The organism is Streptomyces sp. NBC_00285 (assembly GCF_036174265.1).
Classification (GTDB): Bacteria; Actinomycetota; Actinomycetes; order Streptomycetales; family Streptomycetaceae; genus Streptomyces.
In genome coordinates this window covers 5719178-5740087 of record NZ_CP108055.1, presented here as the reverse complement: position 1 = coordinate 5740087, position 20910 = coordinate 5719178, and the positions used below count along the sequence as shown (strand labels likewise).

The window sequence follows — 20910 nt, the reverse complement described above, 5'->3', positions numbered from 1 at the left end:
CCCTTCTCCTCTGCTGCGCCTAGTCCTTCGCCTTCTTCGGTCGCCACACCACCAGCGCGCTGGTGTGCTGGACCTCCTGGTACGGCACCAGGTCGCGGCGGTACGACGCGTGCACCGCCGCCTCACGCTGCTGGATGGCCGCGGCCGCGCCCTCGACGGCGGCCTGCAGTTCGGCCACCCTCGACTGGAGTGCCACGACCTGGTTCTCCAGCTCGATGATGCGCTTGATGCCGGCGAGGTTGATGCCCTCGTCCTGCGACAACGCCTGCACCTGGCGGAGCAGTTCGATGTCGCGGGCCGAGTAGCGGCGGCCCCGCCCGGCGGTGCGGTCGGGAGAGACCAGGCCGAGACGGTCGTACTGACGCAGGGTCTGCGGGTGCAGGCCAGAGAGCTGGGCCGCCACCGAGATGACGTAGACCGGGGTCTCCTGCGTCAGTTCGTACGGATTGCGTCGACGGCCGTCCATCTCGAATCAAGCTCCCTTCGCGGCCTGGAACAGCTCCGCCCGCGGATCCTCACCCGCGGTCGCCTCGCGATACGCCTCCAGCGCGTCACGAGCCTTCCCCGACAGCTCGGTCGGGACACTCACCTCGACGGTGACCAGCAGATCGCCCCGGGTGCCGTCCTTGCGGACCGCGCCCTTGCCCCGCGCCCGCATGGTGCGGCCGTTGGGGGTGCCCGGCGGCAGCTTCAGCGTCACCGCCGGTCCGCCGAGCGTCGGGACCCTGACCTCGCCGCCGAGCGCCGCCTCCGTGAAGGTCACCGGGACGGTCACCGTGAGGTTGTCGTCCTTGCGGCCGAAGACGGGGTGGGCGTCGACGTGCACCGTGACGTACAGGTCGCCCGCGGGTCCGCCGCGCTCGCCCGGGGCGCCCTTGCCGCGCAGCCGGATCCGCTGGTTGTCGGAGACGCCCGCCGGGATGCGGACCTGCATGGTCCGCGAGGACTTGGCGCGCCCGGAGCCCTTGCAGATCTCGCAGGGGTTCTCCGCCATCAGACCGCGGCCCTTGCAGTCCGGGCACGGGTCGGTCAGCGAGAAGCCGCCGCCCGAGCCGCGGGCCACCTGTCCGGTGCCGACGCACGTCGGGCAAACGCGCGGGTTGCCGTTGGCGTCGCCGGTGCCCGAGCAGGCCTTGCAGGGAGACTGCGAGGACATCCTGAGCGGGACCGTCGCGCCCTCGATCGCCTCGGTGAAGCTGAGGGTGACCTCGGTGTCGATGTCCTGGCCGCGCCGGGGCTGCACCCGCGTGGTGCCGGAGCTGCCGCGGTTGAACAGGCCCCCGAAGACGTCTCCGATTCCGCCGCCGAAGCCGCCGGCGCCCTGGCTCCCGCCCTGGGCGCCGCCTCCGAAGAGGTCGCCCAGGTCGAAGTTGAAGGAGCCGCCCGCGCCGCCCTGCGCCGGACGGAAGCCGCCGTTGCCGAAGAGGGCGCGGGCCTCGTCGTACTCCTTGCGCTTCTTGGGGTCACCGAGGACGTCGTTCGCCTCGGAGATCTCCTTGAAGCGCTCCTCGGCCTTGGCGTTGCCCTTGTTGGCGTCCGGGTGGAACTCGCGGGCGAGCTTCCGGTACGCCTTCTTGATCTCGGCCTCGGTGGCGTCCTTGGGGACGCCGAGGACCTTGTAGTAGTCCTTCTCGATGAAGTCCTTGGTGCTCATCCCCGACGCGCCCCCTTTCCGGTTTTGGTGTTCGGATCACTTTCTACGACGTCAGCCCTCCTCAGGGCCGTTGTCCTTGTCGTCGCCGGCCTCGGAACCGTCCTCGGCCTTGCCCGTCTGCGCACCCGGCTGCGGTTCGGCGACGGCCACCCGCGCGGGGCGGATGGTGCGTTCGCCGATGCGATACCCGGGCTGGAGGATCGCCACGCACGTCGTCTCGGTGACGTCCGGCGCGTAGCTGTGCATCAGGGCTTCGTGGATCGTCGGGTCGAAGGGCTCGCCCTCCTTGCCGAACTGCTGCAGGCCCATCTTCGCCGCGACGGTCTCCAGCGACTCCGCGACGGACTTGAACCCGCCGAGAAGTTCACCGTGTTCGCGCGCGCGGCCGATGTCGTCGAGCGTGGGCATGAGCTCGGTCAGGAGGTTCGCGATGGCGACCTCCTTGACCGCGACCCGGTCCCGCTCGACCCGGCGGCGGTAGTTCTGGAACTCGGCCTGGAGCCGCTGGAGGTCCGCGGTGCGCTCTTCGAGCGCCTTGCGCACCTGGTCCAGCTGGGCCGTCAGACCTGCGATCTGGGCACTTGCGTCCCCGGCCGGGGCCGCCCCTTCCTGCGGGGCGGCCTTCGGTTCGGCGTCGTCGGTGGCGCCGGAGGGGACGTCGGGCTTCTCGTCGAAGCCCGGGGTCTCCTCCGTCACGCGGCACCGTCCTTGCGCTCGTCGTCCACGATCTCGGCGTCCACGACGTCGTCGTCCGCCTTGGGCGCCTCGGCCCCGGCCTCGTCACCGGCGGCCTGGGCGGACTGGGCGTCGGCGTACATGGCCTGGCCGACCTTCTGGGAGACCGCGGCGACCTTCTCGGTGGCGGTGCGGATCTCGGCGGCGTCCTCGCCCTTGAGCGCGGCCTTCAGCTCCTCGACGGCGGACTCGACCTCGGTCTTGATCTCGCCGGGGACCTTGTCCTCGTTGTCCTTGAGGAACTTCTCCGTCTGGTAGACGAGCTGCTCGCCCTGGTTGCGGGCCTCGGCGGCCTCGCGGCGGCGGTGGTCCTCGTCCGCGTACTGCTCGGCCTCCTGGCGCATCCGGTCGACCTCGTCCTTCGGCAGCGAGGAGCCGCCGGTGACGGTCATCTTCTGCTCCTTGCCCGTGCCCAGGTCCTTCGCGGTCACGTGCATGATGCCGTTGGCGTCGATGTCGAAGGCGACCTCGATCTGCGGGACACCGCGCGGGGCCGGCGGCAGACCGGTCAGCTCGAACATCCCGAGCTTCTTGTTGTACGCCGCGATCTCGCGCTCGCCCTGGTAGACCTGGATCTGCACGGACGGCTGGTTGTCCTCGGCCGTCGTGAAGATCTCGGACCGCTTGGTCGGGATCGTGGTGTTGCGCTCGATGAGCTTGGTCATGATGCCGCCCTTGGTCTCGATACCGAGGGACAGCGGGGTCACGTCGAGGAGCAGGACGTCCTTGACCTCACCCTTGAGCACACCGGCCTGCAGGGCGGCGCCGATGGCGACGACCTCGTCCGGGTTGACGCCCTTGTTGGCGTCCTTGCCGCCGGTGAGCTCGCGCACGAGCTCGGCGACGGCGGGCATACGGGTGGAGCCACCGACGAGGACGACGTGGTCGATCTCGTTGATGGAGACGCCGGCGTCCTTCATGACGTTGAAGAACGGGGTCTTGCAGCGCTCCAGGAGGTCCGCGGTCAGCTGCTGGAACTGGGCGCGGGTGAGCTTCTCGTCCAGGTGCAGCGGGCCCTCGGCGGAGGCCGTGATGTAGGGCAGGTTGATCGAGGTCTCGGTGGAGCTCGACAGCTCGATCTTGGCCTTCTCGGCGGCCTCACGGAGGCGCTGGAGGGCCATCTTGTCCTTGGCGAGGTCCACGCCGTGACCGGACTTGAACTGCTGCACCAGGTAGTCGACGACGCGCTGGTCCCAGTCGTCACCACCGAGGTGGTTGTCACCGTTGGTGGCCTTCACCTCGACGACGCCGTCGCCGATCTCCAGGAGCGACACGTCGAAGGTGCCGCCACCGAGGTCGAAGACGAGGATCGTCTGGTCGTCCTTGTCGAGGCCGTACGCGAGCGCGGCCGCGGTGGGCTCGTTGACGATGCGCAGGACGTTCAGGCCGGCGATCTCGCCGGCCTCCTTCGTCGCCTGGCGCTCGGAGTCGTTGAAGTACGCCGGGACGGTGATGACCGCGTCGGTCACCTTCTCGCCCAGGTAGGACTCGGCGTCCCGCTTCAGCTTCTGCAGGATGAACGCGGACATCTGCTGCGGGTTGAACGGCTTGCCGTCCAGCTCCGTCTTCCAGTCCGTGCCCATGTGACGCTTCACGGACCTGATGGTCCGGTCCACGTTCGTGACCGCCTGGCGCTTGGCCACCTCGCCGACGAGCACTTCACCGTTCTTGGCGAAGGCGACGACGGACGGCGTGGTCCTGGCACCCTCGGCGTTGGTGATGACGGTGGGCTCGCCGCCCTCCAGAACGCTGACGACGGAGTTAGTTGTGCCCAGGTCGATGCCGACCGCACGTGCCATGGTGATTTCCTCCAGCTGACTTGAGTGGAACAGGCTCAAGTGTGCACGACGTCCGCGGCTCGGTCAACAGACCTGAGTCACCGAGACTCAACTCTTATCCGTTCCTTACACGCAAGCTGGCTCTGACCTGGGTGTTCGCAACGCGCCGGGAGTCGAACCGAGCGTCGGCAGGGAGGCCGGGCCGGGGGATGTGCGGCTTGACGCGGAGCAATCCGAGCACGAAGACCAGCATTCCCGCGTCCACCCACCACACTGCGCTCCCCGCGATCCACCCCAGATGCGCGAGGACCCCGACGAGTACCCCGGAGAACGCCGCCGCACCGAGCACGACGGTCGCCCCCTGCGGGGTGAGCCCGAGGCGGCGCAGCCGGTGCGCGAGATGGTCGGGACCACCGCGCAGCAGCGGCCGCCGGGTCAGGACCACGAGCAGGACGTCCGCCGCCACGACCGCCGTCAGCGCGAACAACTCCCCCGCGCCGGAGCCGAGTTCCTGTCCCGCGCGGGTCGTCACGGCCGCCGACGCGAGCACGAACCCGGTGAACAGCGCCCCGCACGCGCCGAGTCCCGCCCGCGCGGGATGCCAGTTGTGCATCAGGAACCCGGTCAGCGCGGCGGCCAGCACGCTCAGCAGCACGGCGAGCCCGTCCATCACCTCGGCCGCCGCACAGGCCCCCACCCCGAAGGCGGTGACGACCCCGACGGTCCCGGCGAGCCCGTCGGCATGGTCCAGCGCCTTGAACCCGAGGGCGACGAAGACGATCCAGCCGACGGCGAGGAGTCCGGCGAGCACGCCAGTCTCCTCGTACGGCACCACACAGGCCGCCGCCATGGCCGTACCGCCGACGAGAAACCGCGCCTTCACCCGCCGCACGTCGGCGACGAGCCCGAGGAGGGCCACCGCGCCCCCCGCGACGAGCAGCGCGCCGACGTCGGGTTCGAGTGGTGTGACGCCTCTCCAGTCCCCGACGACCGCCACAAGACAGGTGGCCGTCACCACCGCCACCCCGCCCGACAGCGGCACGGGCCGCCGCCGACGCCGGCAGACGATCCCGAGGCGCAGGGCGGGCAGCCGCAGCAGCCCGGCGAGTACGGCGGCGAGGAGCAGGGCGGAGGTGGCAGCGAGAATCCCATAGAGCACAAAGCCAAATTAGCGCCGTATGTACCAATTCAGCACGAATAACACGATCGGGTTTTAAGGTAACCCTCAGCGATTCAGATCACCCCGCGTCCGGTTACAGTGCGGCGGAGGATAGGGGTACTCTCGGACAGACGTAAGTTACCGCTTAGTAATCTCGCTCGAAGTACCCTCGCAGGCCCGAGGAGCCCCCAAATGCAACTCGCCGCGATCATCGTGTCGCTGGTTCTGATCGTGGTCGGCGTGGCCCTGTTCGCCCGCGCCCTCCTCCAGATCTACACCTTCATGCGGCTCGGCCAGGACGTGCCCGCGGGCACCCGCACCGACGAGCCCGGCCGGCGCACCGTCACCGTGGCCAGGGAGTTCCTCGGCCACACGAGGATGAACCGCTGGGGCGTCGTAGGTGTCGCGCACTGGTTCGTGGCGGTGGGCTTCTTCTCGTTGCTGCTGACGATCGTCAACGCCGTCGGGCAGCTGTTCCAGGCCGACTGGCTGCTGCCGGTCATCGGCGAGTGGGCGCCGTACAACGTCTTCGTCGAGTTCATCGGCACGATGACGGTGCTCGGCATCCTGGTGCTGATCGCGATCCGCCAGCTGAGCCACCCGCGCAAGCCGGGCCGCAAGTCCCGCTTCGCCGGCTCCAACTTCGGCCAGGCGTACTTCGTCGAGGCCGTCATCCTCATCGTCGGCGTCTGCATCTTCATGCTGCACGCCCTTGAGGGCGCCCAGCACCATGTGGACTCCTACGAGGCCTCGTTCTTCATCTCGTACCCGGTGATCTCGGCGCTGGAGCACCTCGACGTCTCCACGCTCCAGAACCTCACCTACTTCTTCGCCGGCCTGAAGATCGCGACCTCGTTCATCTGGATGATCACGGTCGCCCTGAAGACCGACATGGGCGTCGCCTGGCACCGCTTCCTGGCCTTCCCGAACATCTGGTTCAAGCGCAACGCGGACGGCGCGACCTCGCTCGGCGCCCTGCTCCCGATGACGAGCGGCGGCAAGCCGATCGACTTCACCGACCCCGGTGACGACGACGTCTTCGGCGTCTCCCAGGTCGAGCAGTTCTCCTGGAAGGGCCTGCTCGACTTCTCCACCTGCACCGAGTGCGGCCGCTGCCAGTCGCAGTGCCCCGCCTGGAACACCGGCAAGCCGCTCTCCCCCAAGCTCCTGATCATGTCGCTGCGCGACCACGCCCACGCCAAGGCGCCGTACCTGCTCGCGGGTGGCGGCAAGTCGATGGAGGGCGAGGAGAAGGCGTCCGAGGAGGCCCTCAAGGATGTTCCGGCCGCCGCTCTCGCCGAGGCCGAGCGCCCGCTGATCGGCACGCTCGAAGAGAACGGCGTCATCGACCCGGACGTCCTGTGGTCCTGCACCACCTGCGGCGCCTGCGTGGAGCAGTGCCCGGTGGACATCGAGCACGTCGACCACATCGTCGACATGCGCCGCTACCAGGTGATGATCGAGAGCGCGTTCCCGTCCGAGGCGGGCACGATGCTCAAGAACCTGGAGAAGAAGGGCAACCCTTGGGGCCTGGCGAAGAAGCAGCGCCTCGAGTGGCTCAAGGAGCTCGACTTCGAGGTGCCGGTCGTCGGCCAGGACATCGAGGACCTCACCGAGGTCGAGTACCTGTACTGGGTCGGCTGCGCGGGCGCGTTGGAAGACCGCGCGAAGAAGACCACCAAGGCCTTCGCCGAACTCCTCCACATCGCGGGCGTCAAGTTCGCGATCATGGGCGGCGACGAGAAGTGCACCGGCGACTCCGCCCGCCGCCTCGGCAACGAGCCCCTGTTCCAGGAGCTCGGCATGGAGAACGTCATGGCACTGAACATGGCGTTCGGCGAGGAACTGGACGACGACGGCAAGGTCGTGGCCGAGTCCGCGAAGCCGAAGTCGGCCAAGAAGATCGTCGCGACCTGCCCGCACTGCCTCAACACGATCGGCAACGAGTACCCGCAGCTCGGCGGCGACTACGAGGTCATCCACCACACCCAGCTGCTCCAGCACCTCGTCGACGAGGGCAAGCTGGTCCCGGTCACGCCGGTCGAGGGCATCATCACCTACCACGACCCCTGCTACCTGGGCCGCCACAACAAGATCTACACGCCCCCGCGCGACATCATCGCCAGCGTCCCGGGGCTGCGTAACGAGGAGATGCACCGCCACAAGGAGCGCGGCTTCTGCTGTGGCGCCGGTGGCGCGCGGATGTGGATGGAGGAGCGGATCGGCAAGCGCATCAACAACGAGCGTGTCGACGAAGCTCTCTCGGTGAACCCGGACATCGTGTCGACTGCCTGCCCGTTCTGCCTGGTGATGCTCACGGACTCCGTGAATGGCAAGAAGAACGACGGCAAGGCCAAGGAGTCCATCCAGGTCGTCGACGTCGCCCAGCTCCTGTTGCAGTCCGTGAAGACCCCGGCCGAGGACGAGCCCCCGGCGGGCGAGGCGGAGACGGAGAACGAGGCGGAGCCGCAGCCGGTGAAGTAGGCGGCGAAGCAGGCGGTTTTCCGCAGGTGTGTCGAGGTGCCCCCGGTCTGGGAAGGGCCGGGGGCACCTCTGCGTTCGGAAATACGTGGCGGTCCCGAAGATTCGGCGCAGCCGGGCCAGCTCGTGCCGGTCGCGTTCCGACGGCTCGTATCCCTGAGGGAGTCGACCTGCTGCTCGGCGCGGAGACCCGGCACGGGCCCGCCGTGGCTGGTCCCCGTCACCAGCCACGAGACGGGGTGGACGCACGGGCGCTCCGAATCGGGCGAGGCCTGGAGCGCCGAGCCGCCGTCGGCGAAGACCAGGGGGTGCGGGTCGGCCTCCCGTCCGGGCGGTGACCACGAACCGGACCGGCCGCCGGTCCAGGCTCTCGACGAACCCGCCCCCTGGTGGTCCCGGGCCCGCTCGCCGATCAGGGCGTCGATCCCCCGGCCGCCACCGCTCCAGACCTCGCCCTCCGCCCTCCGCAGCAAGCCGAGGCCGTGCACCACGTCGTCGGCCGACATCATCCGCCGCAGGTACGAGGTGCCGCCTTCAGTCGGCGACTGATGAAAACCTTACCGAACTCACGTACAACCATTACCTGTCGGCGCGGGTCTCATGATCGCCGACCGCCGTGTGTGCTTCCCCGTACGACCGGTGGTCCGCTCCCATCGACTGGGGAGGCCCGTGAGACGCGGGCGTCCCCGCGTGCCGCAGGAGAACACCGCATGCGCCAGTACCTCAGGCCGACTCTCGCGACGGCCGTCACGGTCGCTCTGTCAGGTGGTCTGCTCACGTTCGTGGCAGCCACGCCGGCGACGGCCGCGAGCGGCCAGTACACGGCCGACTTCAACGGCGACGGCTACAAGGACGCCGTCGCCACCGCGCCCCAGGCCGCCGTCGGCGGCACCTGGTGGGCGGGCGCCGTCGGCATCGTCTACGGCTCGGCGGCCGGCGTCGGCCGGGCCGCGTCCGTCAGCCAGAACACCGCCGGTGTGCCCGGCGCCGCCGAGGACTACGACACCTTCGGCGAGGCGGTGGCGGTCGGCGACCTCAACAAGGACGGGTACAGCGACCTGGTGGTCGGCGTCCCGAACGAGACGGTCGGCAACGACGTGGAGGGCGGTACCGTCGTGATCGTCTGGGGCTCCTCCAGCGGTCTGAAGGGCGCGACCACCGTCCAGGACCCGGCCCCCGGCAAGCACGACCGCTGGGGACAGGCCCTGGCCGTCGGCGACTTCACCGGCGACGGCAGGCCCGACCTCGCCGTCGGCTCCACCGGCACCACGCAGTACATCGTCAAGGGCGGCTTCACCAAGGCAGGTGCGACCGGCGCGAAGCTCACCTACACGACCTCCTGGACCGGCAGCAAGGGCGTCACCCGCCTCACCTCCGGCAAGGTGAACACCGACGCCAAGGCGGACCTGGTCATCGGCGGCAGCGTCACGACCGGCTCCGAGAACCACCTCGACCACAACTACCTCTACCTCGGCACGAGTTCGGTCCCGTCGAAGAAGACGAAGCTGCCGTACGGCACCCAGACCGCCCTCGCCGACCTCGACAAGGACGGCTACGGCGACGTCGTCACCGGGTGGACGCAGACCGAGACCGGCGGCTCGCTGGAGGGCAACGGAGCGGCGATCGTGTCGTACCTCACCTCAACGGGCGCCGTCTCCTCCTCGCTGCAGCTCCCCTGGCCCGGCATCCCGTCCGTCGGTGACATCAACGGCGACGGCCGCAAGGACCTCGTGCTCGGCGACCCTGACTACTCCGCGGAGGCGGCCGTGGCCGGCGCGGTGCACCTGTACTACGGCACCGCCTCCGGTCTCGCAACGGACGCCGTGACGCTCACGCAGGACAGCGCGGGGGTCCCCGGTGCCGCCGAGACGAACGACTTCTTCGGGGAGGGCGTCCTGCTCGCCGACCTCACCAAGGACGGCAAGGCGGACCTGCTGGCCGGGGCGAACGGCGAGAACGACGCGGACGGCCTCGTCACCCTTCTGAAGGGATCCGCCTCGGGCCTCATCACGTCCGGCGTGAAGACCTACGGCCCGAGCGCGTTCGGTATCCCGACGGCGGACGACCCGCGGCTGGGCTCGATCCTGGCGGGCTGAGCGGCGGTCGTACGCCACCGGCCGGGGATGCCCGCCGGGCATCCCCGCATGCCGCGGGAGACCCCGCGCGCACGCCCTCACCACGGCCACCGCCGCCGCATCCACAGGCGCAGGCGGACTTCAACGGCTACGGCTACGGCGAGCCGGCTATCGGCGTCGTCTCCGAGGACCTCGCCACGACCGGGGACGCGGGCGCGACGACCCTGCTGGACTCGGTCAGGACGCCGGTCGACCCCGCGGACGCGGCGGAGTCGGAGAACGAACCGGAGCCGGAACCGGTGAAGTAGCTTCCCCACGCCCCGAACCCGAACCGCACCCCCGACCCCCACACGGGCCGGGGGTGCGGCCGTATCCGGAGCCCTACGCCACCACCGGCTCAGCGCGCGGCCGGAACCGGTGAAGCACTTCCCTACCACCGGAACGGCACCCCAACCCCGGGGGCCCACCCGCACCCCGAGCGGCGTCAGCGTGCGCGGCCGCCCGGTGAAGCACTTCCCTACGCCCCGAACGCCACCCCCGCCTCCACACACAAGCCCGGGAGTGCACCGGTACCCGGAGCCCTACGCCACCCCCACCCCCGCAGCCCGCCGCAGCACCGCCGCCCCGAGCGGGGTCAGGGTGTGCAGGACCGTCGGGCCGATCTGCTGGCTGGTTGTCAGGCCGGCGTCCCGCAGCACCGTGGCGTGCCGGCTGGCGGCGGAGAGGGAGACCCCCGCGGCCTGCGCGAGCTCCCCCGTGGTCAGGCCGTCCGCGACGCACCGCAGGACCCGCGCCCGCGTGCCGCCGAGCAGCGCGCGCAGGGGCACCGCGTCATCGGGGAGCGCGTCCTCGGGCACCGTCGGACGGCTCAGCGGATAGGAAAGGGTGGGCGGGAGATCGGGGTTGGCCAGGGCGACCGGCGTCCCCCACGAGAAGTACGTCGGCACGAGCCGGAGCCCACGGCCCCGGAGGTGGAGGTCACGGTCCGTCCGGTAGTCCACCTCCAGGACGGGCCTGCGCCAGCGCACCCGCGGTCCGAGGTTCGACAGCAGCCCCTCCACCCCGTCGGCCAGCAGTACGCGCGCGAGCAGACCCCGGTGCGCGACGATCCCGCTGTCCATGCGCTCGCCGAAGGGGGCCACGGCGACCGCGTGGAAGCGGCTGATCAGCTCGGTGAGTTCCCCGCGCTCCTCCTGCTGCACCAGCCGCGGGGCCCAGGCGGGCGGGGCGTGGAACCGGTGGAGCAGCTGCAGCTCGGTGAGGATCTCCCGGCGGGGGAGGCGCAGGATGCCGTCGAGGCCCGCGTCCAGTCCGTCCTCGGACTCCGCCGGTGTCAGGAAGTCGGGCAGGTAGGGCCCGAGGGGGTACAGGGCGAACAGCACCTCCCGCACGGGCCTGGCCAGTCCCGCCGCGTGCAGGCCGGCACGCGTCGTGCGGTACCAGGCGGCGAACTGCCCACGGCCGCCGCGCGACTGGAGCCGGTGGAGGGTCGAGAGCACTTCCCACATCGGATCCGGCTCCCTGGCGACGCGGACCCGGGCGAGATCGACTTCGGTGAAGTGAATACGGAGCACGTGATTCCCCCCGCGGATCTCCACATTTGCGCTGTGCCGCAAGAGTGTGTCGCCGCTGACGAGTCCCTGCCAAGGTTCCGCCAGGCCAACTGGTCACAGTGGCCCGAATCCGACGGTCCGCCGTCACCCGAACCAGGAGGAACTGCCGTGACTTCGAAGAGATCCAGGCTGGCCGCCTGCACGATCGGCGCCCTGACGGCCGGCGTCCTCGCGCTGAGCGCCACACCGGCGTCGGCGAGCGGGTCGTACAGCGGGCTGGCCTACGTCTACGGCGGCGGCGTCTTCGCCGACGACTGGGACAACGAGGGCATCGTGGACACCAGCCACAACAAGCAGTCCAACGCGACCTGCCTGTGGCAGAAGATCCTGTGGGCCGACGGCGAGCTCGCCGCATCCGGCATCGACGGTGACTTCGGGAGCAACACCGCGGCCGCGACCGCGAGGTGGCAGACCAAGTTCCAGGTGCCCAGCGACGGTTCGGCCGGAAAGCAGACCTGGACCGCGGCCGGCAACTGGCTGCGCAACTCCAGTTGGCTACCGGACGGCAGCACCGTGGCCCACTACATCGGCACCAGCTATTCCCTGGATCTCAGCCGCGACAGCGACGGCTACTACCACTTCACCGACGGCGACGGCAGCGGCCGCATCGCGGGCTACAACTACCGCACCTGCAGCTAGAGATCGACCGGCGGCCGTGCGTGCACAGGACCACTCCTCTCGCGCACGGCCGGCACCGCCCAGGACTGTCGCCCCGCCTCGAACATGTGCATGATTGACCGGTTGTTGTCAATGATGCCGACGAGGTGAACGGTGCGCGCGCACAGAGGTGTTGTGGGTACGGCGGCCCTTTGCGGCACCCTTCTCCTGGCCGCCTGCGGCCCCACGCAACAAGCCGGTTCCCCGGACCGCGGCCCGCTCCGGATCGCCGATGCCCCGGCCCATCTGCCCGTCCCCCGCGGCAAGGGCAGCAAGGTCCCGGACGACTTCAACGGCGACGGCCACCGCGACCTCCTCCTCGGCGACCTGGTCAAGGCCCAGGCCCACGCCGACGACCCCGGCATCGGCATCGTCTACGGCGGCGCACGCGGACTCGTCCCGGGCGCCCGGCAGTTGGTCACCGCGAAGGGACAGGGCGCGGCGACCGAGGGCCAACTCCCCGCGGTCTTCGACGCGGAGGCCACCTGCGACCTGGACGGCGACGGCTTCACGGACCTCGTCGTCTCCACCGACCCGCCCTTCGACGGCCAGGGCCGACCGCCGGTCCCGCTCCAGATCCTCTTCGGTTCCCCGACAGGCCTGACGGGCAAGGCAGTTCACCTCACCGTCCCGTCCGTCGCCCGCGCCGGCAACGACTGGCCCGACCAGCCGGTCTGCGGCGACTTCGACGGAGACGGCGCGAAGGACCTGGTCCTGCACGCGACCGGCGGCAAACTCACCTACCTGCGCGGCCCGTTCACGAAGAAGGGCGCCCCGAAGGCGGCCGGCGCCCCGCTCCGGTCACCGGGCGAGGTCCCCACGGGCCCGGCCGCCGACGTCGACCGCGACGGCTACGACGACCTCGTCGTCCGTACGGCCCAGGGCACCGGCCCCTCCGCAGTGGTCCTGGGCGGCCCGGCGGGCCCGACCCGCACCGGAACCGTCCTGCCGTCCGGAATCGATGTGGCGCTGGGAGCCTTCGGCAAGGGCCGCGCCCTGGACGCGGCGGTCGGCGCCATGGGCGGAACGTCTCTGCGCTACGACCTTCCCACCGCCGTACGCGGAACCCTGGACGCGGCGGGCTCGGTCCTCGACGCCGCCGACTTCGACGGCGACGGCCTGTCCGAACTGGTCTCCAGCGGATCGCGCCTGCGGATCTTCCGGGGCCGCACGGCAGGCCCCTCCCCGAAGGCCATGGTGACCGTCGAACCCACCGCCACCGGCACCACCCGCGTCCTCACGGTCGCCGACTTCGACGGCGACGGCCGCGCCGACCTGGCGATCCGGACGTACCGCGGCGAGACGAAGGACACCGTCGCGGTCTACCCGGGCGCGAGGAAAGGCCTGGTCGCGGCGGAGCCGTCGGTCACCTTCTCGACCTCGGTGTTTCTGACCACATGAGCGCTCCCCGTCAGGCCTCTCGGCTCCTCTCGGGGGTCCCTCCGGGGTCCCTTAGGGGTTGCCAACCGCTGCGGGATTCATCTGCGTCTCTCAACTTTCATCGCGTTTTGTCTTGCGCGGGGGGTGTTGGGCCCGCCATGCGTCGAGCTGGTCGGCGGGCCAGAGGAGAGTGCGGCCGATGCGGGTGGGCTGGGGGAAGCCGTCGAGGCGGCGGGCGAAGGTGTAGACCGACTCGGTTTTCACGCCCAGTCGCTCGGCGGCCTGTTCGGTGCTGAGGAAGCCATCGATGTTCATAGTGACTATGATATGCATGCTAGGTTATTCACAGTCACTGCGAACAGGGGAGGTCGGGGTGAAGAAGTTCCAGGCGCAGCCCGGTTTCGTGGTGCAGGCGTACAAGTTCGCACTGGACCCGAACGCCACCCAGGAAACCGCCCTGCGTTCGCACTGCGGCGCGGCACGCGCCTCCTACAACTGGGCTGTCGGCTGGGTGTCAGCATCATGGTGGCAGCGCCGCGCCGAGCAGTCGTACGGCATCGGCGAGGCCGGGCTGACGCAGTGGCGGCCGTGGTCGCTGCCGTCGCTGCGCAAGGAGTTCAACCAGGTCAAGCGCACCGATCCGAGGTTTGCCTCCTGGTGGGAGGAGAACTCGAAGGAGGCCTACAACACCGGCCTGGCCAACGCCGCTGCCGCGTTCGACAACTACGCGAAGTCGAAGCAGGGCAAGCGCAGGGGCAAGAGCAAGGGCAAGCAGGTCGGGATGCCCCGCTTCAAGTCGAAGCGGAAGGCACGCCTGTCCTGCCGATTCACCACCGGCGTGATCCGAGTCGACGCGGACGGACGCCATGTCACGCTGCCCCGCCTCGGCACGATCCGCGTCCACGAGCCCACCGCCAAGCTCCTCGGCCGCGTCCAAGCCGGGACAGCCCGCATCCTGTCCGCCACCGTGCGGCACGAGCGGGGCCGCTGGTTCGTGTCCTTCCAGACCGAGGTGAAGCACGAGATCCACCGCGTCGCCCGCCCCGGTGTCGCGGTCGGCATCGACCTCGGGATCAAGACACTCGCGGTCATGGCCGACAGCACCGGGGAGATCCGTCAGGCACCCAATCCCCGACACCTCGACAGCGCCCTCAAGCAACTCCGCCGGGCCTCCCGCGCCGTGTCCCGCCGCCAGGGCCCCGACCGCAGGACCGGACAGAAAGCGTCGAAGCGCTGGGAGCGGGCCAACGCTACCCGCAACAAGGTCCACCATCGGGTCGCGAACCTCCGCGCCGACGCCCTGCACAAACTGACCACCGCCGTGACGGCCGAGTACGGCACGGTCGTGGTCGAAGACCTCAACGTCGCCGGAATGCTCCGCAACCGGCGCCTGGCCCGGCACATCGCCGACGCCGGGTTCGGCGAGATCCGCCGCCAGCTCACCTACAAGACCCGCCGGAACGGTTGCCGCATCGTGGTCGCCGACCGCTGGTTCCCCTCCTCGAAGACCTGTTCCGGGTGCGGCGCGGTGAAAGCCAAACTGCCGCTGCACGTCCGGACCTATGAATGCGACACCTGCGGCCTGGTCATCGACCGGGACGACAACGCCGCACTCAACCTCGCCACACTCGCGGCAGCCGCAACAACTGGTACCGGAGTGGCCGGAGACCAGGACACCCCCAAGGTGTCGAAGCCTCGTGGAGCCGACCACAAGACCCGCACCACCCTCCCCCGCCGCAAGACGGGGACGGGGCGGGCAGGTGGCGCAACCCTGCCGCACCAGCGGCAGACAGAAGCGAGAGACCGTACTCAAACCGCAGCCCTCACGCTCTGGTGACGAGACGGACCATCCGGGCCGAAACGCCCGGATTACTGAGAGCTGTTGAGGCTCCCAGCAACGGATGTCACAGCTCGGCAGCAAAGCCGTCCCCGAAACGCCCGGCCCCGCACGTAGCTCTCCGGGACCAGGTACGTTCGAAGACGTGGCTGGATTCAGGATCGGACGCGGCCGGGACAACGGCGCTCCTCATACGCGACCGCAACAACCTCCGTACGGGCAGCAGGCGCCCCAGGGACAGCCGTACGGCTACCCCCCCGCGCCCCCGCAGCCCCAGCCCTACGGCGCTGCAGGCGCCCAGGGCCAGTGGACCCAGGGCGGTGGTGGGGGCTACGACGAGCCGGAGTACTTCGGCGCCGGCGCGGGTGCCCCGCACCCACAGGGCGCCCCGGACCCGTACGCGGCCGACAACCCGGGCCACACCCAGGCCTTCTCGGTCGGCGAGGACCCCTACAACCCGGGCGGCACCTACCGGGCGGGCTCGACTCCGGCGCCCCCGGCAGGCCCCCGGCTGCACTGGAAGGCCCTGCTGAGGGGAATCTTCATCTCCCCCAACCAGACCTTCCTCCAGATGCGGGACTACTCGATGTGGGGCCCGGCCCTCGTCGTCACCTTCCTCTACGGCCTGCTCGCGGTCTTCGGCTTCGAGGGCGCCCGAGAGGACGCGATCAGCGCCACCCTCTCGAACGCGATCCCGATCGTCCTCACGACGGCCGTCGCCATGGCACTGTCCGCCTTCGTCCTCGGCGTCGTCACCCACGCCCTGGCCCGCCAGCTCGGCGGCGACGGCGCATGGCAGCCCACGGTCGGTCTCTCCATGCTGATCATGTCCCTCACGGACGCCCCCCGCCTGGTCGTCGCCATGTTCGCCGGCGGCGACGCGTCCTTCGTCCAAATCCTCGGCTGGGCCACCTGGGTGGCCGCGGGCGTCCTCCTGACCCTCATGGTCAAGGCGTCACACGACCTCCCCTGGCCCAAGGCACTGGGCGCGTCGGCGATCCAGCTGATCGCACTGCTGTCGATCGTGAAGCTGGGGACGTTCTAGGGTCTGCAAGCCCCTGATCCCCTAACTCAGAGTAAGAGATCCCGCGAGCACTAATCGGACAAATGGGTGACTTACCCCCACGCCTCACCCATATCGCTACCGAGAGTCAGTTAATGTGACCGCTCCCGCACCCTCTGCAAGGAGCGCTCAGTGTTCGCTGGATCTCGTTCTGGTAGGAGCTGGAGAAGCGTGCTCGCGGCCGCTCTCCTGGCCGCCCTGTTCGCCGCGATCCTCCCGGGATCGGCGGTCGCCGACGGGGGCGACGGCAGTACCCCGGATCACTGGGGCGTGATCGCCCGCAACACGATCGGCTCCCCCGTGGCCGAACTGCGCAACGGCCCGTACGTCTCGGGCGTACCGGCCTCCGTCGCGAAACCGCCGTTCGGGCGGGGGAGCCTCGGTATCGAGGTGGCGAACAACTCCACCACGCTCACCCCGCCGAGCGAGAAGGTCGACTTCGGCAACGAGGTGGACTTCGTCGGCAACCGGATCCTGACGCTCCGTCAGGTCGGCTTCCGCGTCTTCCAGACGGGTGAGAACGTCGTCTACGGCGGCGCGACGAACATGCCGAACATCAGGTTCGAGATCGACCCGAACGTGCCGTCGGCCCCCAACGACAACTACTCCACTCTGGTGTGGGTACCGCCGGGGATCTCGGCCGTCAACGCCAACCGGTGGAGCCCCTACCTCGACGCCACCACGACCGGCACCTGGTACCTCACGGGCGGCGAGACGGCGTGCACCTCGTCGTCACCGTGCACCTTCACCCAGCTGCGGACCTCGTTCACCAGCGTCAGCGCGACACCGACGGTGTTCTCGGTCGCGGTGGGCAAGGGCCGCGACAACATGTGGGTCGGCGCGATCGACGGCCTCCGGCTCAACGGCCGCATCTACGACTTCGAGCGGGACGGCGTGCGGCGTCTGCGCGCGAGCTGAAACGGTGCCACGCGCAAGGCGGGTACGCCACCGGACCGGAAGACCTCCGTGCAGGTCGCGACGGTGTCCCCCGCCTTGCGCACCACGACACCCCGCGCCCACTCGGTCAGACCGCTTCCCTGTTCACCTTGGGCGCCCCGCCCGACTTGTGATGGGAGCCGGGGCGAGTGGTGGGTAGGCGCGAGTGAGATCATCACGTGTGGCGCTGATTAAGTACATGACAAAGACCAGAGATGAGCGATGGTGGATACAAGGTCTCGGGCTCATGGCCGGAGCGGCGTGGGCTGGCTTCCGCGCTTCGAGTAACGGACGACCGCTACTACTGAGGGTGGGACTTGGCGTAGCGGCGATCTGCTTCCTGGCTGGAACTGCAGGACTCATCATCGGCCAAATTCGGGCAGCCAGGCGAGGCCGCGGAGGTTCCTCGGATGACACTGCCGCAGGCGAGTCGCAGGAGCCTTGATCGATGCCGGTTCGAGGGGGCCGCGAAGCCTGCCACTCTCGTGCCAGAACGGACGGGGACTCACTGGGAACCGGGGTTCGCAAGGGTGAGCCCGCCAGGCTCTGCCCAAGCTAGGGAATCCGCAGGTCAAGCCTATGATCGCCCAACCTCGCTCCTAAAGTGGTGGGTCTATTCGTCCGCCTGACCCACATCGAACAGGCCACCAATGAGGCGGCTACCCCTGAACGGGAAGATCAGGATGGGTTGCCAGAAAGATCATGTAGGTGATTGCCGCTGCCGCCCCCAAGAGGGACAACGCGCCACCCACTACAGCTCGCGTCCTGTTCGCTCGCCCCGACTTTGATGCGCGGTACTCGACAAAGGCCCGCACCAGGCCAACGAGCGCCAGAGGCAGCGCGATGAAGCTGACCAGTATCCAAAACGGACAGCAGAACCAGCACGCCAAGGACGCTCCGCCGAACCCGACCGCAAGCTCTGCTTTCTCTTGCGTCTCGTCCGGGGTGCCAACAGAAATCATGGGCCGATCCAAGCAGAGCCCTTCCTGGCGTACAGCAGGGAGGTACAGCAACCGTCGCGACCCGAGTCGACCGTCAGCAGCCACATCCGATCGTGTGACCAGCCGAGCAGACCTCAGGGACCGTCGTGCCCATAGTTCGCATCGAGATGGTCACCGGTTCGGGAAGCCACCGGCGGTGGTCAAGAACCGTCCTGGCGATGCCACGTTGGTCGTCGGCGGTCGAGCCTGGCCATCACTTGCTCTGAAGGCCAGATCAGGTACCGCACGACCACGTTGTGGACTACGTACCAACCGGGGTTCACCCAGCCACGCTCCTTGTCCACAAGCCCTGGGCCTCCGTTGCTGTAGACGTACCGCAAGTAGCAGCGGAGGAGAGGGCCGCCAGCCACGAGAAGGATCGGAGCGAGCGCAATGCCGCCGACCGTAGCGCAGAGACGAGCTGTCCAGGAGGTCACAACGCCAATCCGCATGGCCGCATCCTGGCATCACGCCATTGCCGGCGGAAGCGGACCCGACGAGAGAGCGGCTACGAGCGGTCATCACACCCGCAGGTCAGAGCGCTTCCTTCGACGGAGTGATCGGCTCGCCCGACTTACGTACTACAGGCAGAACGCTCCACGGAAAGTTGATCCAGTCGTCCGTGCGCTTCCAGACGTACTCGCACTTCACCAGGGACTGGGACTTCTCGTAGATGACCGCGGAGCGGACCTCGGCGACGGCGTCGAGGCAGAAGTCGCGCACCAGCTTGAGCGTCTTGCCGGTGTCGGCGACGTCGTCGGTGATGAGGACCTTCTTGTCGGAGAAGTCGATGGTGTTGGGGACGGGGGCCAGCATGACCGGCATCTCCAGGGTGGTCCCCACGCCGGTGTAGAACTCCACGTTCACGAGGTGGATGTTCTTGCAGTCGAGGGCGTACGCGAGACCGCCGGCGACGAAGACACCGCCGCGCGCGATGGAGAGAACGACGTCGGGCTCGTACCCGTCGTCAGCGATGGTCTGCGCGAGTTCGCGGACGGCGGTGCCGAACGCCTCGTAGGTGAGGTTCTCCCGTACGGCGCTCACACCTGGGTCCGGTGGAAGCTCAGGAAGGAGCGGGAGGCCGTGGGGCCGCGCTGGCCCTGGTAGCGGGAGCCGTAGCGCTCACTGCCGTAGGGGAACTCGGCCGGCGAGGAGAGCCGGAACAGGCACAGCTGGCCGATCTTCATGCCCGGCCAGAGCTTGATGGGGAGCGTGGCGAGGTTCGACAGCTCCAGGGTCACGTGCCCGCTGAACCCGGGGTCGATGAAGCCGGCGGTGGAGTGGGTGACGAGCCCGAGCCGGCCGAGGGAGGACTTGCCCTCCAGGCGCGAGGCGAGATCGTCGGGGAGGCTGATGACCTCGTACGTCGAAGCGAGGACGAACTCGCCGGGGTGGAGGATGAACGGCTCGTCACCCTCCGGCTCCACGAGCCGGGTCAGGTCGGCCTGCTCCACGGAGGGGTCGATGTGGGGGTACCGGTGGTTCTCGAACACCCGGAAGAAGCGGTCGAGGCGTACGTCGACGCTGGACGGCTGCACCATGGATTCGTCGTATGGATCGATCCGCACTCGCCCGGCATCGATCTCGGCCCGGATGTCCTTGTCTGAGAGAAGCACGCCCCGAGGATACGCAAGGCGCGCGGACCGACCACAATCGGACGGACCCGCGCGCCTGGTACCGATCTTTCAGTGCTTCTCCAAGGTCACCTGAACGACACTGCGAAGCCGCGCACAGCGAGGACACCGGACGAGTCGTCCGGGACCCAGGCGCTCGGCCTGCTGCATCGGAAACGAAGCGGTGCTGAACACGTGCCCATCGGCACAACGGACGACGGTGCGCTCCATCAAGTCCTAGAGTCCCTTCCCCAAGAGCCGCGTCGGGCTGCTGCTCACCCGACGACAAAAGGCACATTACGGGATGGACGGGGCGAGCTTCCAGGCGACCCTCCGGTCCCGCCCGGACCCTCTTCCCCGCCTCCACCGTACGCCCCAACTCCCGTCCCCCGCAGCCCCGTCCCACCTCCGGGAACGCACACAGGCCCCACGGCTTCAGCGCCGGGAGCCTGGGATGATGTAGGGTGACATTGCATTTCAGCACCGGTCCGACCGGCGCTCACGCGGGTGTAGTTTAGTGGTAGAACATCAGCTTCCCAAGCTGAGAGTGCGAGTTCGATTCTCGTCACCCGCTCCAGGAGAAACCCCCAGGTCGATGACCCGGGGGTTCTTTGTTGTCTAGTCCATTTTTGTGGGTGGCGCACCCTCAGCAACCGGGCCCCAGATTCTCTGCTTCTGTAGGCGCCACCGAGGGGAGCCGTCTGGACAAGTCACCTCGCCTGTCCGACCGAACTGCCATGCTTCCTGGATGGCCAGTAGGAACAAAGGACGGCGAGAGCGGCCCGCCGTACCCGTGCGCCGAGGCGATCCGACCAGTGGCCCCGCCGAACCCCTGTGGACGCAGACACGATCGGGGGCACGAGCCGGTCGCGGGTTTCACTACCAGGATGCCGTCGGAGCATGGCTGTGCGGCCGGGTCCTGTCCGGCCAGCTCGTCATCGATCGCATT

The 20910-nt window shown here is 69.1% G+C and carries 17 protein-coding genes, 1 tRNA gene and 1 pseudogene; 8 read left to right on the top strand and 11 right to left on the bottom strand.

Translation table 11 applies throughout. The annotated features are described in order from the left end of the window. Positions 1–19: 19 nt before the first annotated feature. From OHT57_RS26370 to OHT57_RS26350, 5 genes are all read right to left on the bottom strand, one after another. Complete coding sequence (locus OHT57_RS26370; RefSeq protein ID WP_328748980.1) at positions 20–466, bottom strand: heat shock protein transcriptional repressor HspR; 447 nt, start codon at positions 464–466, stop codon at positions 20–22. Between the two features lie 6 nt (positions 467–472). Beyond that, positions 473–1654, bottom strand: coding sequence for a molecular chaperone DnaJ (dnaJ, locus tag OHT57_RS26365; RefSeq protein ID WP_328748979.1), 1182 nt, complete (start codon positions 1652–1654; stop codon positions 473–475). A 51-nt stretch (positions 1655–1705) separates the two neighbouring features. After that, entirely contained in the window at positions 1706–2350 is a 645-nt protein-coding gene (grpE, locus tag OHT57_RS26360; protein ID WP_328748978.1) for a nucleotide exchange factor GrpE, read from the bottom strand. Next, positions 2347–4188 carry a molecular chaperone DnaK gene (gene dnaK / locus OHT57_RS26355; protein ID WP_328748977.1) on the bottom strand — a complete coding sequence of 614 codons (1842 nt, stop codon included), beginning with the start codon at positions 4186–4188 and terminating at the stop codon, positions 2347–2349. Before dnaK ends, grpE begins: the two co-directional genes overlap by 4 nt. Before the next feature lie 94 nt (positions 4189–4282). After that, positions 4283–5326 carry an MraY family glycosyltransferase gene (locus OHT57_RS26350; RefSeq protein WP_328748976.1) on the bottom strand — a complete coding sequence of 348 codons (1044 nt, stop codon included), beginning with the start codon at positions 5324–5326 and terminating at the stop codon, positions 4283–4285. Positions 5327–5518: 192 nt separating this feature from the next. Here OHT57_RS26350 and OHT57_RS26345 point away from each other — a divergent pair, with 192 nt between their 5' ends. Next, on the top strand, positions 5519–7810 hold the full coding sequence (locus tag OHT57_RS26345) for a (Fe-S)-binding protein (RefSeq protein ID WP_328748975.1): 2292 nt from the start codon (positions 5519–5521) through the stop codon (positions 7808–7810). 221 nt (positions 7811–8031) lie between these two features. Here the strand turns inward: OHT57_RS26345 and OHT57_RS47500 are convergent. Beyond that, positions 8032–8313: pseudogene (locus tag OHT57_RS47500) on the bottom strand (nucleotidyltransferase domain-containing protein); the annotation flags it as partial. A gap of 204 nt (positions 8314–8517) precedes the next feature. On the opposite strand from OHT57_RS47500, the gene OHT57_RS26340 reads away from it, so the two are divergent. Beyond that, positions 8518–9903, top strand: a complete 1386-nt coding sequence (locus OHT57_RS26340) for an FG-GAP-like repeat-containing protein (protein ID WP_328748974.1) — start codon at positions 8518–8520, stop codon at positions 9901–9903. A gap of 133 nt (positions 9904–10036) precedes the next feature. Here OHT57_RS26340 and OHT57_RS26335 read toward each other — a convergent pair whose 3' ends face one another. Both OHT57_RS26335 and OHT57_RS26330 read right to left on the bottom strand, forming a co-directional pair. Continuing rightward, positions 10037–10219 (bottom strand): hypothetical protein, encoded by a 183-nt coding sequence (locus tag OHT57_RS26335; protein WP_328748973.1) that lies wholly within the window; start codon positions 10217–10219, stop codon positions 10037–10039. A 244-nt stretch (positions 10220–10463) separates the two neighbouring features. Continuing rightward, positions 10464–11456, bottom strand: a complete 993-nt coding sequence (locus tag OHT57_RS26330) for an ArsR/SmtB family transcription factor (RefSeq protein ID WP_328748972.1) — start codon at positions 11454–11456, stop codon at positions 10464–10466. Positions 11457–11603: 147 nt separating this feature from the next. On the opposite strand from OHT57_RS26330, the gene OHT57_RS26325 reads away from it, so the two are divergent. Beyond that, on the top strand, positions 11604–12134 hold the full coding sequence (locus OHT57_RS26325) for a peptidoglycan-binding domain-containing protein (RefSeq protein WP_328748971.1): 531 nt from the start codon (positions 11604–11606) through the stop codon (positions 12132–12134). 132 nt (positions 12135–12266) lie between these two features. Then, on the top strand, positions 12267–13553 hold the full coding sequence (locus tag OHT57_RS26320; RefSeq protein WP_328748970.1) for an FG-GAP repeat domain-containing protein: 1287 nt from the start codon (positions 12267–12269) through the stop codon (positions 13551–13553). A gap of 90 nt (positions 13554–13643) precedes the next feature. On the opposite strand, the gene OHT57_RS26315 is transcribed toward OHT57_RS26320, so the two are convergent. Further along, entirely contained in the window at positions 13644–13847 is a 204-nt protein-coding gene (locus tag OHT57_RS26315) for a helix-turn-helix transcriptional regulator (protein WP_328748969.1), read from the bottom strand. 58 nt (positions 13848–13905) lie between these two features. On the opposite strand from OHT57_RS26315, the gene tnpB reads away from it, so the two are divergent. The 3 genes from tnpB to OHT57_RS26300 all read left to right on the top strand — a co-directional run bounded on the left by tnpB (position 13906) and on the right by OHT57_RS26300 (position 17350). Then, on the top strand, positions 13906–15369 hold the full coding sequence (tnpB, locus tag OHT57_RS26310; RefSeq protein WP_328748968.1) for an IS607 family element RNA-guided endonuclease TnpB: 1464 nt from the start codon (positions 13906–13908) through the stop codon (positions 15367–15369). A gap of 64 nt (positions 15370–15433) precedes the next feature. Then, complete coding sequence (locus tag OHT57_RS26305) at positions 15434–16414, top strand: Yip1 family protein (RefSeq protein ID WP_328748967.1); 981 nt, start codon at positions 15434–15436, stop codon at positions 16412–16414. A gap of 189 nt (positions 16415–16603) precedes the next feature. After that, positions 16604–17350: a hypothetical protein gene (locus OHT57_RS26300; RefSeq protein ID WP_328748966.1), complete on the top strand. Its 747-nt coding sequence runs from the start codon at positions 16604–16606 to the stop codon at positions 17348–17350. Positions 17351–18882: 1532 nt separating this feature from the next. Here OHT57_RS26300 and OHT57_RS26295 read toward each other — a convergent pair. Next, positions 18883–19392, bottom strand: coding sequence for a phosphoribosyltransferase (locus tag OHT57_RS26295; protein ID WP_328748965.1), 510 nt, complete (start codon positions 19390–19392; stop codon positions 18883–18885). Continuing rightward, positions 19389–19964, bottom strand: a complete 576-nt coding sequence (dcd, locus tag OHT57_RS26290; protein ID WP_328748964.1) for a dCTP deaminase — start codon at positions 19962–19964, stop codon at positions 19389–19391. Before dcd ends, OHT57_RS26295 begins: the two co-directional genes overlap by 4 nt. Before the next feature lie 500 nt (positions 19965–20464). Between dcd and OHT57_RS26285 the strand changes: the two genes are divergently transcribed. Beyond that, positions 20465–20538: transfer RNA gene (locus OHT57_RS26285), tRNA-Gly, on the top strand. Positions 20539–20910 lie beyond the last annotated feature (372 nt).

What these genes read in the sequence shown, in the direction of transcription:
- dnaK (WP_328748977.1), bottom strand. Translation starts at nt 4,188, where the DNA reads ATGGCACGTGCGGTCGGCATCGACCTGGGCACAACTAACTCCGTCGTC.
- dnaJ (WP_328748979.1), bottom strand. Translation starts at nt 1,654, where the DNA reads ATGAGCACCAAGGACTTCATCGAGAAGGACTACTACAAGGTCCTCGGC.
- OHT57_RS26345 (WP_328748975.1), top strand. Translation starts at nt 5,519, where the DNA reads ATGCAACTCGCCGCGATCATCGTGTCGCTGGTTCTGATCGTGGTCGGC.
- OHT57_RS26370 (WP_328748980.1), bottom strand. Translation starts at nt 466, where the DNA reads ATGGACGGCCGTCGACGCAATCCGTACGAACTGACGCAGGAGACCCCG.
- OHT57_RS26305 (WP_328748967.1), top strand. Translation starts at nt 15,434, where the DNA reads ATGTCACAGCTCGGCAGCAAAGCCGTCCCCGAAACGCCCGGCCCCGCA.
- OHT57_RS26340 (WP_328748974.1), top strand. Translation starts at nt 8,518, where the DNA reads ATGCGCCAGTACCTCAGGCCGACTCTCGCGACGGCCGTCACGGTCGCT.
- OHT57_RS26315 (WP_328748969.1), bottom strand. Translation starts at nt 13,847, where the DNA reads ATGAACATCGATGGCTTCCTCAGCACCGAACAGGCCGCCGAGCGACTG.